The 12,921-nt window shown below is 72.5% G+C and carries 13 protein-coding genes; 10 read left to right on the top strand and 3 right to left on the bottom strand.

The genetic code is table 11. The annotated features are described in order from the left end of the window. Positions 1-116: 116 nt before the first annotated feature. On the bottom strand, positions 117-1,349 hold the full coding sequence (locus ACWENR_RS25770) for a trypsin-like serine peptidase (RefSeq protein WP_452279536.1): 1,233 nt from the start codon (positions 1,347-1,349) through the stop codon (positions 117-119). Positions 1,350-1,622: 273 nt separating this feature from the next. Here ACWENR_RS25770 and ACWENR_RS25765 point away from each other — a divergent pair, with 273 nt between their 5' ends. From ACWENR_RS25765 to ACWENR_RS25745, 5 genes are all read left to right on the top strand, one after another. Next, a complete protein-coding gene (locus ACWENR_RS25765; protein WP_452279537.1) occupies positions 1,623-2,450 on the top strand; it encodes a DUF72 domain-containing protein in 828 nt (275 codons plus the stop codon). A gap of 168 nt (positions 2,451-2,618) precedes the next feature. Then, a complete protein-coding gene (locus ACWENR_RS25760) occupies positions 2,619-3,884 on the top strand; it encodes an MFS transporter (protein WP_452279535.1) in 1,266 nt (421 codons plus the stop codon). Positions 3,885-4,090: 206 nt separating this feature from the next. Beyond that, positions 4,091-4,933: a carbohydrate ABC transporter permease gene (locus ACWENR_RS25755; RefSeq protein ID WP_452279534.1), complete on the top strand. Its 843-nt coding sequence runs from the start codon at positions 4,091-4,093 to the stop codon at positions 4,931-4,933. Beyond that, positions 4,930-5,760: a carbohydrate ABC transporter permease gene (locus tag ACWENR_RS25750; RefSeq protein ID WP_452279533.1), complete on the top strand. Its 831-nt coding sequence runs from the start codon at positions 4,930-4,932 to the stop codon at positions 5,758-5,760. Before ACWENR_RS25755 ends, ACWENR_RS25750 begins: the two co-directional genes overlap by 4 nt. A 20-nt stretch (positions 5,761-5,780) precedes the next feature. After that, on the top strand, positions 5,781-7,190 hold the full coding sequence (locus tag ACWENR_RS25745) for an ABC transporter substrate-binding protein (RefSeq protein ID WP_452279532.1): 1,410 nt from the start codon (positions 5,781-5,783) through the stop codon (positions 7,188-7,190). Positions 7,191-7,264: 74 nt separating this feature from the next. On the opposite strand, the gene ACWENR_RS25740 is transcribed toward ACWENR_RS25745, so the two are convergent. Next, positions 7,265-8,167 carry a polysaccharide deacetylase family protein gene (locus tag ACWENR_RS25740; RefSeq protein ID WP_452279531.1) on the bottom strand — a complete coding sequence of 301 codons (903 nt, stop codon included), beginning with the start codon at positions 8,165-8,167 and terminating at the stop codon, positions 7,265-7,267. A gap of 52 nt (positions 8,168-8,219) precedes the next feature. Here ACWENR_RS25740 and ACWENR_RS25735 point away from each other — a divergent pair, with 52 nt between their 5' ends. Next, the gene (locus tag ACWENR_RS25735; RefSeq protein ID WP_452279530.1) at positions 8,220-8,585 is read left to right on the top strand and encodes a MerR family transcriptional regulator; all 366 of its coding nucleotides are present in this window, start codon (positions 8,220-8,222) and stop codon (positions 8,583-8,585) included. A gap of 108 nt (positions 8,586-8,693) precedes the next feature. On the opposite strand, the gene ACWENR_RS25730 is transcribed toward ACWENR_RS25735, so the two are convergent. Then, positions 8,694-9,179: a nucleoside deaminase gene (locus ACWENR_RS25730; protein ID WP_452279529.1), complete on the bottom strand. Its 486-nt coding sequence runs from the start codon at positions 9,177-9,179 to the stop codon at positions 8,694-8,696. 314 nt (positions 9,180-9,493) lie between these two features. Between ACWENR_RS25730 and ACWENR_RS25725 the strand changes: the two genes are divergently transcribed. The 4 genes from ACWENR_RS25725 to ACWENR_RS25710 form a co-directional block, all read left to right on the top strand. Further along, positions 9,494-10,201 carry a GntR family transcriptional regulator gene (locus tag ACWENR_RS25725; RefSeq protein ID WP_452279528.1) on the top strand — a complete coding sequence of 236 codons (708 nt, stop codon included), beginning with the start codon at positions 9,494-9,496 and terminating at the stop codon, positions 10,199-10,201. A 138-nt stretch (positions 10,202-10,339) separates the two neighbouring features. Next, positions 10,340-11,230, top strand: coding sequence for a dihydrodipicolinate synthase family protein (locus ACWENR_RS25720; protein ID WP_452279527.1), 891 nt, complete (start codon positions 10,340-10,342; stop codon positions 11,228-11,230). Next, entirely contained in the window at positions 11,230-12,231 is a 1,002-nt protein-coding gene (locus ACWENR_RS25715; protein ID WP_452279526.1) for a proline racemase family protein, read from the top strand. The genes ACWENR_RS25720 and ACWENR_RS25715 overlap by 1 nt, the downstream gene beginning before the upstream one ends. Further along, positions 12,228-12,921 (top strand): aldehyde dehydrogenase family protein (locus ACWENR_RS25710; RefSeq protein WP_452279525.1); only part of this gene is annotated, 694 nt, incomplete at its 3' end. The genes ACWENR_RS25715 and ACWENR_RS25710, both read left to right, overlap by 4 nt.

Below are 12,921 nucleotides of genomic sequence, written 5' to 3'. Positions count from 1 at the left end.
GCGGCTCGCTGACCCGTTCGCCCAGCGGGGCGCCGGGCCGGTGATGGCGTGCGGGACGCCGACGGACCGCCGGGCGCGCGAAGCGCTGCCCGGCGGCCCGGCGCGGTCGACCGTCGTCAGCCGTTGTTGTCGATCAGGCTGGCGATCTGGTTGTAGATCAGGTGCGCCTTCGCGCCCTGGTTGGACGGGCAGCCGCCGAGGTGGTGCAGGGCGATCACCCGGTGGCTGGCGTTCAGCACCGGCGAGCCGGAGTTGCCGCCGGAGGTGTCACAGCTGTAGCTGATGTTCCAGCTGTTGTAGTTCGCGTTCTTGACCGTGCACGTCGCGCCGTTCTGCGTGTCCTCGAAGATCGACAGGCGCTTCGGGCTGCCGTCGCCGTGTCCCGGGATGTACATCCGGGTGCCCGTGGTGGTGGCGGTCGTCGCCAGGTACAGCGTGCCGTAGCTCTGGATGCTGGTGAAGTTGTTCACCGAGTAGAGGGTGTAGTCCAGTTCGTTGGACCCACCGCTGCTCACCTTGTAGAGCGTCGCGCCGCTCACCTTGGTGCCGGCGCCGGGGTTGTTGCCGCCGCAGGTGGCGCACTGGTAGTTGAACTGCATCTCGCTGCCGCTGACGGCGGACTGCGTCGAGAAGCAGTGCTTGTTGGTCAGCATGCGGTTGGTGTTGCCGACCCGCCAGGTCGTGCACATCCCGCCGCCGCTGATCAGCAGCCGCGCCACGGCCCGGCCACGGGCATACTCGGTGGGGTGGCTGCTCTGGTAGCAGACCACGTCGCGGCGGGCGTCGGTGCTGCACACGGACTGGGTGGAGAGGTTGTGCTGGGAGATCTCCGCGCGGTCGTAGCCACGCCAGAACCGGTCGATGGTGGCGGCGCTACCACGGGCGGACCGGCCGCTGTGCAGCGTCACCACCGCGGTGTCGCCCTCCACCGACATCGCCCAGAAGCCCGGCTGTCCGTCGGTGGTGTAGTCCGAGCCGGTCGCCCGGTTGAGGTAGCGGTCGTACCGGTAGCTCTCCCGGCCGTCGGAGCTGGCCACGGTCACGTAGTCACCGTCGGCCAGCCGCAGGGAGCTGAAGTGCACCTTGACGTACGACGCGCCGGGGTGCCGGATGACCTGGGTGCGGCCGTCGCGGGCGTGGGACAGCGCGCCGGCGGTGGTGCGCAGCTCGCCGACCGTGGTGACGCCCTCGGCCGCGAACTGCTCCGATTCGGGCGCCCGCTCGGACTGCGGTGCGACAGGTTGGACCGAGTACGCCTCGGCGGCGGGTACCGACAGCAGGCTCATCCCGAGCGTGCAGGCGCCGATCGCGACCGCCGCCGTTCGCAGGCGGCGTAGGGCATGTCTCATCGTCGCTCCCTCCAGAAACCAGCACCCGGACGTGCTTTCAGCCTTCATACACGAGCAGCACGAGACATGTAAATACGTCGATGAACTTGCCGCGATCTCGAAGCCGGGCGGGCCTCGGACACCTGCGGTTCCGCCTCCGCGCCGCTCGCCGGGCAACGGGAGGCGGGGCGTGCGCGGCGCGGGTTTCCGGGCCGGCTACCGTACCCGGGGCCGGCCCCCGCGCCGGCCGAGAAGGGGGTGGGGGTTCGGATGCGCCTGCACGTGGGGTGCGCGATGTGGACGCACCGGTCCTGGCAGGGCCGCTTCCTGCCGCACCCGTCGCCGGCCAACGAGCGGCTGCGCGCGTACGCCGGCTGGTGCACCGCCGTCGAGGGCAACACCACCTTCTACGCGACCCCGACGCGGGAGACGGTGGCATCCTGGGCGCGGCAGACCGACCCCGCCTTCCGGTTCGTGCTCAAGCTGCCGAGGGTCGTCACGCACGAACGCCGGCTCACCGGCGCCGACGGGGAACTGCGGGCCTTCCTCGACGCGATCGAGCCCCTCGGGCCGCGAGCCCACGCCCTCTGGGCCCAGTTGCCCGCCTCCTTCGGCCCCACCGACGTCCCCGCGCTCGCCCGCTTCCTGCGCGGGCTTCCCGCCGACCACCGCTACGCCGTGGAGGTCCGCCACCCGGCGTTCTTCGACGACCCCGGCGCGGCCCGGACGCTGGAGGGCGCGCTCGACGCGGTCGGCGCGGAGTGGGTTCCCTTCGACACCACCGCCTTCTTCCGCACCCCGCCGACCAGCGACGCGGAACGGGACGCGTGGACCAAGAAGCCGCGTACGCCACCGCGCAGCCGGGCGCTGACCGACCGGCCGATCGTCCGGTACCTCGGCCGGGACGACCCCGCGCGGACCGTCGAGGGCTGGCAGCCGTGGCTCGACGTGGTGGCTGGTTGGCTGCGCGAGGGCCGCTCGCCGACGATGTTCGTGCACACCCCGGACAACGCCGACGCGCCGGAGCTCGCCCGCCGGTTCCACGACGAGGTACGGGCGCGCCTGCCCGAGGTCGAGCCGCTGCCCGAGCCGATCCCGGTCGGCCCGTCGACGCTGTTCTGACGGACGCGGACCGGCCCAGACAGCGACACAGACCCGCCCGGGCGCTCGTGGGGCGACAGCGCCCTCCCCACGGTGGTCGGCCGGCTCCCGCCCGAGGGGGCGCGGCGCCTCGGGTCGCGCGGAAAACCCGGTCGGCGGACGCCGCGACCGCTGGTAGGTTCGCTCGCCGTGACGGCTATCGGCGACGAAGCGCTGGGCGGGCGCTTCGCCCGGCTCCTGGCGGCCAGCACCACGTCGGCGCTGGGCAGCGGGATGGCCACCGTGGCCGCGCCGCTGTACGTGGCGTCGCAGACCGACGACCCGCTGGTCGTGTCGGCGGGCGCCGCGGTGGCGTGGCTGCCGTGGCTGCTCTTCTCGCTGCCCGGCGGGGTCCTCGCGGACCGGGTCGACCGGCGTCGGCTGATGATCGCCATCGACTGGATCCGGGTCGTCGCCCTCACGGTGCTGGCCGGCGCGATCGTCACCGGCCGGGCCGGGGTGGCACTGCTGTACGCCGTGCTGTTCGTGGTGAACGCCGGTGAGGTGGTGTTCCGCACCGCCGCCCAGGCGGTGCTGCCGGCGGTGGTGCCCCGATCGCGGCTGGAGCGGGCCAACGGCTGGCTGGGCGCGGGCACCACGGTCATGCACAACATGGTCGCCGGGCCGCTCGGCGGGTTCCTCTTCGTGGTGGCCGCCGCCATCCCGTTCGGCGTGAACGCCGGCACGTACGCGCTCAGCGCCGTCTTCGTCGGCCTGATGGCCGGGTCGTACCACGGATCGCCGGAGACGGGCGGACGCCGCTCGATGCGCGCGGAGGTCGCCGAGGGCTTCCGCTGGCTGCTCTCGCAGCGGCTGCTGCGCACCATGACCCTGCTGATCGGGCTGCTCAACCTCACGCTCACCGCGGCCCTCGCGGTGCTGGTGCTGCTCGCCACGCAGCGGCTGGGCCTCGGTTCGGTCGGCTACGGCGCGCTCTTCACCTGCCTCGCGGTCGGTGGGCTGATCGGCTCGGCCGTCGGGGACCGGCTCGTCGCCGCCGTCACCGCGACGTGGACGATCCGGATCGGGCTGCTGGTCGAGGCGGGGCTGCACCTGGCACTGGCCGCCTCGCGCAGCGCGGTGGTCGTCGGGGTGGCGCTGTTCGCCTTCGGGGTGCACAGCGCGTTGTGGAACATCGTGGCCAACTCGCTGCGTCAGCGGTTGACCCCGGCGGCGTTGCAGGGCCGGGTGGGCAGCACGAACCTGTTCATCGCCGCCGGCGGAAACTGCGTCGGCGCGCTGCTCGGCGGGGTGGTCGCCGCCCGGTTCGGGCTGACCGCGCCCTACTGGGTGGGGCTCGTGGTCGCCCTGGCCGTGATCGCGGCGACCTGGCGGGTCTTCGACCGGGCCACCGTGGCCGCCGCGTACGCCGATCCCGCCCCGGCGGCCCCGGACTCCCCCGCCACCGTCGCCTGAGCGACGCCCGGCGCCGTCGCCGTCCGGCGGCGAATCGCCCCGAGCGAGTCATTTCGATTTTTCGATCTTGTTGATATTGTGCGGCGGTGCCTCCCCCTCGCACCGTCAGCGCACCACCGGCCCGCTCCCCGGCCGTCGAACCCGCGCGCCCCGCCTCCCGCCGAGGGAGGGGCGCACGCCTCGGCGAATCCGGTCTCGCGTGGCTGATGCTGCTGCCCTCGGTGGCGGTCTTCGCCCTGTTCGTGTTCTGGCCGCTCGGGCGCACCCTCTACCTGTCGGTGCACGGCAACGACATCTTCGGCGCCGCGTCGGAGTACGTCGGCGCGGCGCACTACCGGGACATGCTGTCCACGGAGTTCGGCGGGGTGCTGGCCACGACGGCGCTGTTCACCCTCTTCTCGGTGGTGCCGGCCGTGCTGGGCGCGCTCTTCGTGGTGCTGCTGCTGGAGGCGCGCATCCGCGGGGTACGCGCGCTGCGGACCGCGTTCGCGCTGCCGTTCGCGTTCTCGGTGGCGACCGCGTCGGTCATCTTCGCCGTCATCTACAACCCGGCGATCGGGGTGGCCAACGGCCTGCTCGGTGCCCTCGGCATCGACCGGGTCAACTGGCTCACCGACCCGTCGATCGCCCTGCCCGCCGTCTGCGCCGCCACGGTGTGGATGAACTTCGGCTACAACATCCTCGTGCTCTCCGCCGGGGTCTCGGCCATCTCCCCCGAGGTGGTCGAGGCGGCGCGGCTCGACGGCGCGACCGGCTGGCGGCTGGCCTCGCGGATCACCGTCCCGCTGCTCTCCCCGCAGCTGTTCTTCCTCGTCGTGGTGTCCACGATCCACGCGTTGCAGAGCTTCGGGCAGATCCACATCCTGACCAAGGGCGGCCCGGACCAGGCCACGACGACGCTGGTCTACTCGATCTACGAGAAGGCGTTCGCCTTCGGTTCCTCCGACTTCGGCGCGGCCAGCGCCCAGGCGGTCGTGCTGCTGGTCATCATGCTCGGCTGCACGGCGGTCCAGTTCGGCGTCCTCGAACGGCGGGTCCACTACCGATGAAGAAGCTCAGCCTCGGCCAGGTCGCCGTCTACGTCGTGCTCGGCCTGGCGGCGATCCCCGTCCTGTTCCCGATCTACTACGGCTTCGTCGGCGCCGTCATGGGCCCCGGCGACCTGGCCACCTATCCGCCCGCGCTGGTGCCGAGCGCGCTCCACTGGCAGAACATCGGCGACGTGTTCCGCTCGGTGCCGCTGGGCCGCTTCTACCTGAACTCCGCCGTGCAGGCCGGGGTCATCACGGTGGCGCAGATCGTCACCAGCATCTTCGCCGCGTACGCCTTCGCGTTCCTGCGGCTGCCCGCGAAGGCGGCGACGTTCGGCCTGTTCCTGGCCACCCTCATGGTGCCGTGGGAAGCCATCATCATCCCCAACTACCTGGCCGTCTCCGACTGGGGCCTGACGCGGGGCGGGCTGACCTATCTCGGCCTGGTGCTGCCGTTCCTCGCCTCGGCGTTCGGCACGTTCCTGTTGCGGCAGGCGTTCCTGCAGTTCCCGAGCGAGCTGCGCGACGCCGCGGTGATCGACGGGTGCGGCCACTGGCGGCTGCTGTGGCGGGTCGTCGTGCCCCTGTCCAGGCCCTCCATCGCGGCGGTCGGGGTCTACGTCTTCCTCTCGGCGTGGAACCAGTACTTCTGGCCGCTGATCCTGATCCGCGACACCGAGTTCCAGACGCTCCAGATCGGCATCTCCCAGCTCAACGACGCCGAGGCGGCGCAGCCGGGTCTCGTCCTCGCCGGCGTCGCGCTCTCCCTGCTCCCCACGCTGGCCGTCGTGATCTTCGGTCAGCGCTACATCGTCCGCGGGCTGACCGCCGGCGCGCTGCGTTGAACCTCGGAGAAGGAGAAGGAATGAGAAGACCTCTGCTCCGCCGCGCCACCGCGGCGCTCGTCGCCCTCGTGACCGCCGCCGCGCTCACGGCCTGCGGCGACTCCGGCTCCGGCACCGACGGCGGCGGCGACGCGCTCGAGGCGCCCGGCGCCGAGGTGCTGGAGAAGGCCACCGGCAAGACCACGATCGAGTTCTGGCACGCGATGAAGGGGGCCAACGCCACCGCCGTCGACCAGCTCGTCGCCGACTTCAACGCCCAGAGCGGCGGCAAGGTCGAGGTCCGGGCGGTCTTCCAGGGAAGCTACGACGAGACGATCGCGAAGTACAAGGCCTCCGTCCAGCAGAAGAGCACCCCGGCCCTGGTCCAGATCTACGACATCGGCAGCCGCTTCATGGTCGACTCGAAGCAGGTCGTGCCGATGCACAGGTTCATCGAGAAGGACGGGTTCAACGCCGCCGACATCGAGCCGAACATCGCCAGCTACTACTCCGTCGACGGCAAGCTGTGGTCGATGCCGTTCAACTCCTCTACGCCGCTGCTGTACCTCAACAAGGAGGCGTTCGAGCGGGCCAAGCTCGACCCGACGAAGCCGCCGAAGGACCTCGCCGAGCTCGGCGAGCTGGCGAAGAAGCTGACGATCAAGGACGCCAGCGGCAAGACCGTCCAGTACGGCTTCAACGCCGCCATCTACGGGTGGCTGCTGGAGCAGCTGCTCGCCACCGACGGCAAGGAGTACTGCGACAACGGCAACGGGCGCAAGGGCCTGGCCACGAAGGTGCAGTTCGACCAGGAGACGGCCGTACGCGTCGCGCAGTGGTGGACGGACCTGGTCAAGGGCGGCTACGCGACCAACACCGGCCGCAAGACCGACGACGCCCAGGCGGCCTTCAAGGCGGGTACGGTCGCCATGCACCTGGAGTCCACAAGCGTGCTGCGCGGCTACGTCGACGCGGCGAAGGGCAGGTTCACCGTGCTCACCGCCCCGTACCCGAAGGTGAGCAGCTCGTCCACGGGCGGGCCGATCATCGGCGGCGCCTCCCTCTGGATCAACGGCGTCGGCCACAGCGCGGCGGAGAAGCGCGCCGCGTGGGAGTTCGTGAAGTTCGCGTCCACCCCGGTGCAGCAGGCGAAGTGGCACACCAGCACCGGGTACGTGCCGATCAACGCCAAGGCGCTCGACGAGCAGATCGACAAGGAGTGGATGGCGAAGTTCCCCCAGTTCCGCACCGCGGTCGACCAGTTGCACGCGCTGCCGCCGTCGGTCGCGTCGGCCGGCTGCCTGCTCGGCGTGATGCCGCAGGCCCGCAAGGCGTCCGAGGACGGGCTCGAGGCGGCGATCGTCGGCAGCAAGCCGGCCGACCAGGCCATGAAGGACGCCGCGGCGAGCGTCCAGGGCGCCATCGACAGCTACAACAAGTCGGTCGGCTGACCGTCGCGCCGCCCAGGTAACGGGGGCCCGCTCCTTCCGGGAGCCGGCCCCCGTTCCCCGCTTGCGGCCCGGCGCTACGCGGGAGGCTGCTCGGAGGCGACGGTGCGCTGGTAGTGCGCGGCGATCTCGTCGCTGGTCGTCAGCCAGATGTCGGGCTGCGCCGCGAGGTACGCCAACGCCTGGTCCAGGTACTTGGCACGGAACGGCTGACCGATCACGAACGGGTGCAGGGCGAGCGCCATGACGCGACCGCTGTCCTGGGAGTCGGCGCGCAGCTGCTCGTACTGGTCCTTCACGATCTGGACGAATTCGGGCCCGGTGACGCCCTTGCCGAACAGCAGGAGGTCGTTGAGTTCCACGGAGTACGGCACGCTGATCATGCCCGGCACGTTCAGCCGGTAGGGCTGGTCGTCGTTGGTCCAGTCCAGCAGGTAGCTCAGCCCCAGCTCGGCGAGGAGCGCCGGCGTGTGGAACGTCTCGGTCAGCCCCGGCCCCATCCAGCCGCGCGGGCGCTGGCCGGTCGCGGCGGCGATCGTGTCGACGACGTCGGTGAGGAAGCGGCGTTCCTCGTCGAGGGACATCCCGGCCTGCAGGATCGAGTTGGTCCGCCCGTGCGCGAGCCAGGCCCAGTTCCGGCTCAGGCCGGCCTGGACGATCTGGGGGTTGTGGTGCGCGACGGCCGAGTTCAGCAGCACGCTCGCCCGGATGCCGTGCCGGTCGAGGCTGTCGATGGTGCGCCAGATGCCGACGCGGGAGCCGTAGTCCCGCCAGCCGTAGTTCAGCGCGTCGGGGACCAGGTCGGCGGTTCCCTGCCAGATGCTGGTGGACGGGCGGTCGATCAGGAAGTGCTCGACGTTCAGCCCGATGTAGACCGCCACCTTGGCGCCACCGGGCCAGTTGATGGGCGGGCGTTCGGTGATCGGGCTGTAGTGGAAGAGCCGGTTCTCGGTCGGGTCCGTCAGGGGCGTGTTCGTCATGCCGTCAACGTAAGAGCTAACATCGGTGTCAGGTTCAAGCCCGGAGGATGCGATGCGGATCGGCGAACTCGCGCGGCGCACCGGGGTGAGCGAGCGGTCGCTGCGCTACTACGAGAAGCAGGGCCTGCTGACGGCCGACCGCACCCCCGGCGGGCAGCGCGACTTTCCCGAGCAGGCGGTCGACCGGGTCATCCGCATCCAGGAGCTGTTCGCCGCCGGGCTGCACAGCAGGCGGATCGCCCGGCTGCTCCCGTGCATGCGCGACGCCGACGGCCGTCCCTCGGTGATCGCCACGCCGCAGTTGGTCGTCGAGCTGACCGCCGAACGCGACCGCATCGATCGGGCGATCACGGAACTGATCAGCTCGCGCGAGGTGCTCGACGACGTGATCGACACGGCGTCGCAGGGCCAGCGGTAGGCGGCCGGGCCGGTCGCGCCAGGTGGTTCACGGCAACGCTGTTCCTGCCGCCGAGAGGCCCCGCGGGGCGCGCGATCAGCGCGTGCGGAGGCCCCGCGGGGCGCGCGATCAGCGCGTGCGGTCGAAGCGCCGCCGCTGCAGCGACCTGACCTCGGCCGCCAGCTCGTCGACCGGCCCTTCGACGCGGGCGCCCGGCACGACCTCGGTGATCGGCAGCGCGTTGACGGGAGCGGGCCGCACGTCCCATTCCCGCAGCCAACCCTGCAACTGGGCGGACGACGCGGCGTAGACGATGCGGCCGAGCCCGACCCAGCCGTGCGCCGCCGCGCACATCGGACAGTGCTCGCCGGAGGTGTAGACGGTGGCCACCGCGCGATCGGCCGGGCTCAGGTGCGCCGCGGCCCAGCGGGCGATCTCGAACTCCGGATGCCGGGTCTGGTCGCCGCCCTTCACCCGGTTGCGGTCCTCGAACAGCACCTCACCGGCGTCGTCGACCAGGACCGACCCGAACGGTTCGTCGCCGTCGGCCAGCGCCTCGGCCGCGAGCTCGACACAGCGCCTCAGGTGGCGGACGTCAGTCTCCGAGATCGGCATCGCGGCAGCGTATCACCGTCGGTGATCGCCGGGCGCCGCTCGGCGTACCGTCGGAAGCCGGGCCGGCACGTCGTCGCCCCTGCTCACCGGCCGCCGCCGGCGGGCGCCCGTCGGGGTGTACGAGGCGGGCGCGAGCGCCGCACCGGGTAGGCTCCGGGATCGGCGTGCGCGGGGCCGGCCGGCGCCTGACCCGCTGCGGCGCTCGACGCCGCACGGCGGCGCGGGCTTACGGTGGCGCAGGCCGGGCGTACGGCGGCGCGGGACGACGGTCCGAGAGGCGGGGCACCGGCTGACGAGCCGGGGGTGGAGTGGTTGTGGCAGCCGACTGGCGGGCGGGCGACGTGCGCCCCACCGCGCCCGCACCGGGGCTGGCGGCCCTGCAGAACCGGCAGAGCCTGCGCGAGGAGGTGGCGCAGGCGCTGCGGGCGGCGATCGTGGCCGGCCAGCTCCGGCCCGGCACGACCTACTCGGCCCCGACCCTGGCGACCCAGTTCGGCGTCTCGCCGACCCCGGTGCGGGAGGCGATCCTCGACCTCGCCAAGGAGGGCCTGGTCACGATCGTCAAGAACAAGGGATTCCGCATCAGGTCCCTCTCGGAGCGGGAGCTCGACGAGATCACGCAGATACGGGAGCTGCTGGAGATCCCGGTGGTCGCCGGGCAGGTCGGCCGGCTCTCCGAGGCGCAGCTGCGGGAGCTGTCCGCCCTGGCGGAGGCGATCGTCGCGGCGGCGGGTCGGGGCGACGTCGTGGCGTACATCGAGGCGGACAACGAGTTCCACCTGAGCCTGCTGCGCGCGGGCGGAAACCTGCGGCTGGTGGACACCGTGGCCGACCTGCGCAGCCGCACCCGGCTGTACGGGTTGGACGCGCTGGTCGAGAGCGGGCAACTGGTGGCGTCGGCGAACGAGCACGTCGAGCTGGCGAAGCTGCTCGCGGCGGGTGACCGGGAGGCGGTGGTCGACCTCATGCGGCGCCACCTGCGACACGTCCGGGGCATCTGGGCCGCGCGCCCCAAGCGGTAACGCCGGCGCGGACGGTCCCGCCCCACCCGGCGGAGCCGTGGTGGGGCGTCGTCCCACAGCCCTCACGCGCACCCTCCGAGGTCTTGACGGCGCCGCCGTCCCTGCTACGGTGCTATGTAACATATTACTGGAGGTTGCATGGAGACCATGCCCTGGCGGGGCGTCCTGGTGGCGACCGCCCTGCCGATGCGCGCCGACCTGAGCATCGACCACGACGCCTACGCCGCCCACGTCCGGTGGCTCGCCGACAACGGCTGCCACGGCGTCGTCCCCAACGGTTCCCTCGGGGAATACCAGGTGCTCAGCGCCGACGAACGGGCGGCCGTGGTGCGGACGGCGGTGCGGGCGGCACCGCCCGGCTTCGCGGTCGTCCCGGGCGTGTCCGCCTACGGCGCCGACGAGGCGCGGCGCTGGGCGGAGCAGGCCGCCGAGGCGGGCTGCGCCGCGGTGATGCTGCTGCCGCCCACGGCCTACCGGGCGGACGACGCCGCGGTGACGGCCCACTACCGCGAGGTCGCCCGGGCCGGCCTGCCGATCGTCGCCTACAACAACCCGCTCGACACCCGGGTGGACCTCACGCCGGCCCTGCTGCGCCGCCTCCACGAGGAGGGCCTGATCGTCGCGGTCAAGGAGTTCAGCGGCGACGTCCGCCGCGCGTACACGATCGCGGAACTCGCTCCCGGGCTCGACGTCCTGGCCGGCGCGGACGACGTGGCCCTCGAACTGCTGCTCGCCGGCGCGGTCGGCTGGATCGGCGGCTACCAGAACGCCGTCCCGGCGAGCTGCGTCCGCCTCTATCAGGCCGCCGTCGCCGGGGACCTGGCCGCCGCGACGCCGCTCTACCGCGCCCTGCACCCGCTGCTGCGGTGGGACTCCCGCACGGAGTTCGTCCAGGCGATCAAGCTGTCCATGGACGTGGCCGGCCGGCCCGGTGGCCCCACCCGCCCGCCCCGGCGCCCGCTGCCGCCGGCGGACGCCGAGCACGTCCGTGCGACCACCGAGCGCCTGATCGCGGCGAGCCACCGCTGATGCGCAGCAACCGCGTCGTCCACGTGGTCGACTCGCACACGGAGGGGATGCCCACCCGGGTGGTGACCGGCGGCGTCCCGGTGCTCCCCGGCGCCACCATGGCGCAGCGCCGGGAACACCTGATGACCCACCTCGACGACCTGCGGACCTTCCTGATGTACGAGCCCCGGGGCCACGCGGCGATGTCCGGAGCGATCCTGCAGCCGCCGACCCGGCCGGACGCCGACTTCGGCGTGGTCTACATCGAGGTGTCCGGCTGTCTGCCGATGTGCGGGCACGGCACCATCGGCGTGGCCACCGTGCTGGTCGAGACCGGCATGGTGGCGGTCACCGAGCCGGTGACCACCGTCCGCCTGGACACCCCGGCCGGGCTGGTGGTGGCGTCGGTCGCGGTGACCGACGGCCGCGCCACCGCCGTCACGATCCGCAACGTGCCCTCGTTCGTGGTCGAGCTGGACGCCACGGTGGCGATACCCGGTCACGGGCAGGTCCGCTACGACCTCGCCTACGGCGGCAACTTCTACGCCATCGTCGACCTGCCGCAGCTGGGACTGCGCCTCGACCGGGCCGACCGGCAACGACTGCTGGACGTCGGCCTGGCGATCATGGCGGCGGTCGACGAGCAGGCCGCCCCGGTGCATCCGGAGCAGCCGAAGATCTCCGGCTGTCGGCACGTCCACCTGGTCGCCGAGGGGTCGACCGCGCAGCTGTCCCGGCACGCCATGGTGATCCATCCGGGCTGGTTCGACCGCTCCCCCTGCGGGACCGGCACCTCCGCGCGGATGGCCCAGCTGCACGCCCGGGGGCTGCTCCCGCTGGGCCGGGACTTCGTCAACGAATCGCTGCTCGGCACCCGGTTCACCGGCCGGCTGGTCGACACCACCACCGTCGCGGACCGGCCCGCGGTGGTGCCGACCATCACCGGTCGGGCGTGGCTCACCGGCACGGCACAGCACTTCCTCGACCCTGACGACCCCTTCCCGGCGGGATTCCTGTTGTGACTGACCTGATCCAGAGCCGTTCCCCGCAGAACCCCGACGACATCGTCGCGGAGCACGCCCCGGTCCCTGCCGACCGGGTGGCGGACCTGGCCGCCCGGGCCCGCGTCGCGCTGGCCGGATGGCGACGGGAGGGACCGGCCGACCGCGCCCGCGCCCTGCGGCTGGCGGCGGAGCGGTTGCGCGCCCGCGCCGGCGTGGTCGCCGACCTCGTCGTCCGCGAGGTGGGCAAGCCCGTGGCCGAGGCCCGCGCCGAGGTCGCCCGAGCCGCCGCGATCCTCGACTACTACGCCCAGTCCTGTTTCGCCGCCACCGGGCACCTGCTGCCGCCGTCCCTCCCGGCGGACCAGCCCGGCCTGCTGTACACCGAGCGACGGCCGCGCGGCGTCGCGGGCCTGGTCACGCCCTGGAACTTCCCGGTGGCGATCCCACTGTGGAAGGCCGCCCCCGCCCTCGCCACCGGCAACGCGGTGCTCCTCAAGCCGTCCCCGGAGGCGCTGGCCTGCGGTGCGGCTGTGCGGGACCTGTTCGACGGGCTGCTTCCCGACGGGCTGTTGCAGGTCGTGCCGGGCGGCGCGGAGACGGGGCAGGCCGTGGTCGGGGTGGCCGACGTCGTCTCGTTCACCGGGTCGGCGGCGGTGGGTGCGGAGGTCGCCGTCGCCGCCGCCCGCGCCGGCGTGCCGGTGCAGGCGG

The organism is Micromonospora sp. NPDC004336 (assembly GCF_053602615.1).
Note: the sequence above shows the minus strand (reverse complement) of the source record. Positions and strands in the feature narration are given on the sequence as shown.

Bases quoted from the DNA above. Each gene is read 5' to 3' on its own strand.
- ACWENR_RS25765 (WP_452279537.1), top strand. From the start codon at position 1,623: ATGTGGACGCACCGGTCCTGGCAGGGCCGCTTCCTGCCGCACCCGTCG.
- ACWENR_RS25730 (WP_452279529.1), bottom strand. From the start codon at position 9,179: ATGCCGATCTCGGAGACTGACGTCCGCCACCTGAGGCGCTGTGTCGAG.
- ACWENR_RS25770 (WP_452279536.1), bottom strand. From the start codon at position 1,349: ATGAGACATGCCCTACGCCGCCTGCGAACGGCGGCGGTCGCGATCGGC.
- ACWENR_RS25735 (WP_452279530.1), top strand. From the start codon at position 8,220: ATGCGGATCGGCGAACTCGCGCGGCGCACCGGGGTGAGCGAGCGGTCG.
- ACWENR_RS25740 (WP_452279531.1), bottom strand. From the start codon at position 8,167: ATGACGAACACGCCCCTGACGGACCCGACCGAGAACCGGCTCTTCCAC.
- ACWENR_RS25745 (WP_452279532.1), top strand. From the start codon at position 5,781: ATGAGAAGACCTCTGCTCCGCCGCGCCACCGCGGCGCTCGTCGCCCTC.
- ACWENR_RS25720 (WP_452279527.1), top strand. From the start codon at position 10,340: ATGGAGACCATGCCCTGGCGGGGCGTCCTGGTGGCGACCGCCCTGCCG.
- ACWENR_RS25715 (WP_452279526.1), top strand. From the start codon at position 11,230: ATGCGCAGCAACCGCGTCGTCCACGTGGTCGACTCGCACACGGAGGGG.
- ACWENR_RS25755 (WP_452279534.1), top strand. From the start codon at position 4,091: ATGCTGCTGCCCTCGGTGGCGGTCTTCGCCCTGTTCGTGTTCTGGCCG.
- ACWENR_RS25750 (WP_452279533.1), top strand. From the start codon at position 4,930: ATGAAGAAGCTCAGCCTCGGCCAGGTCGCCGTCTACGTCGTGCTCGGC.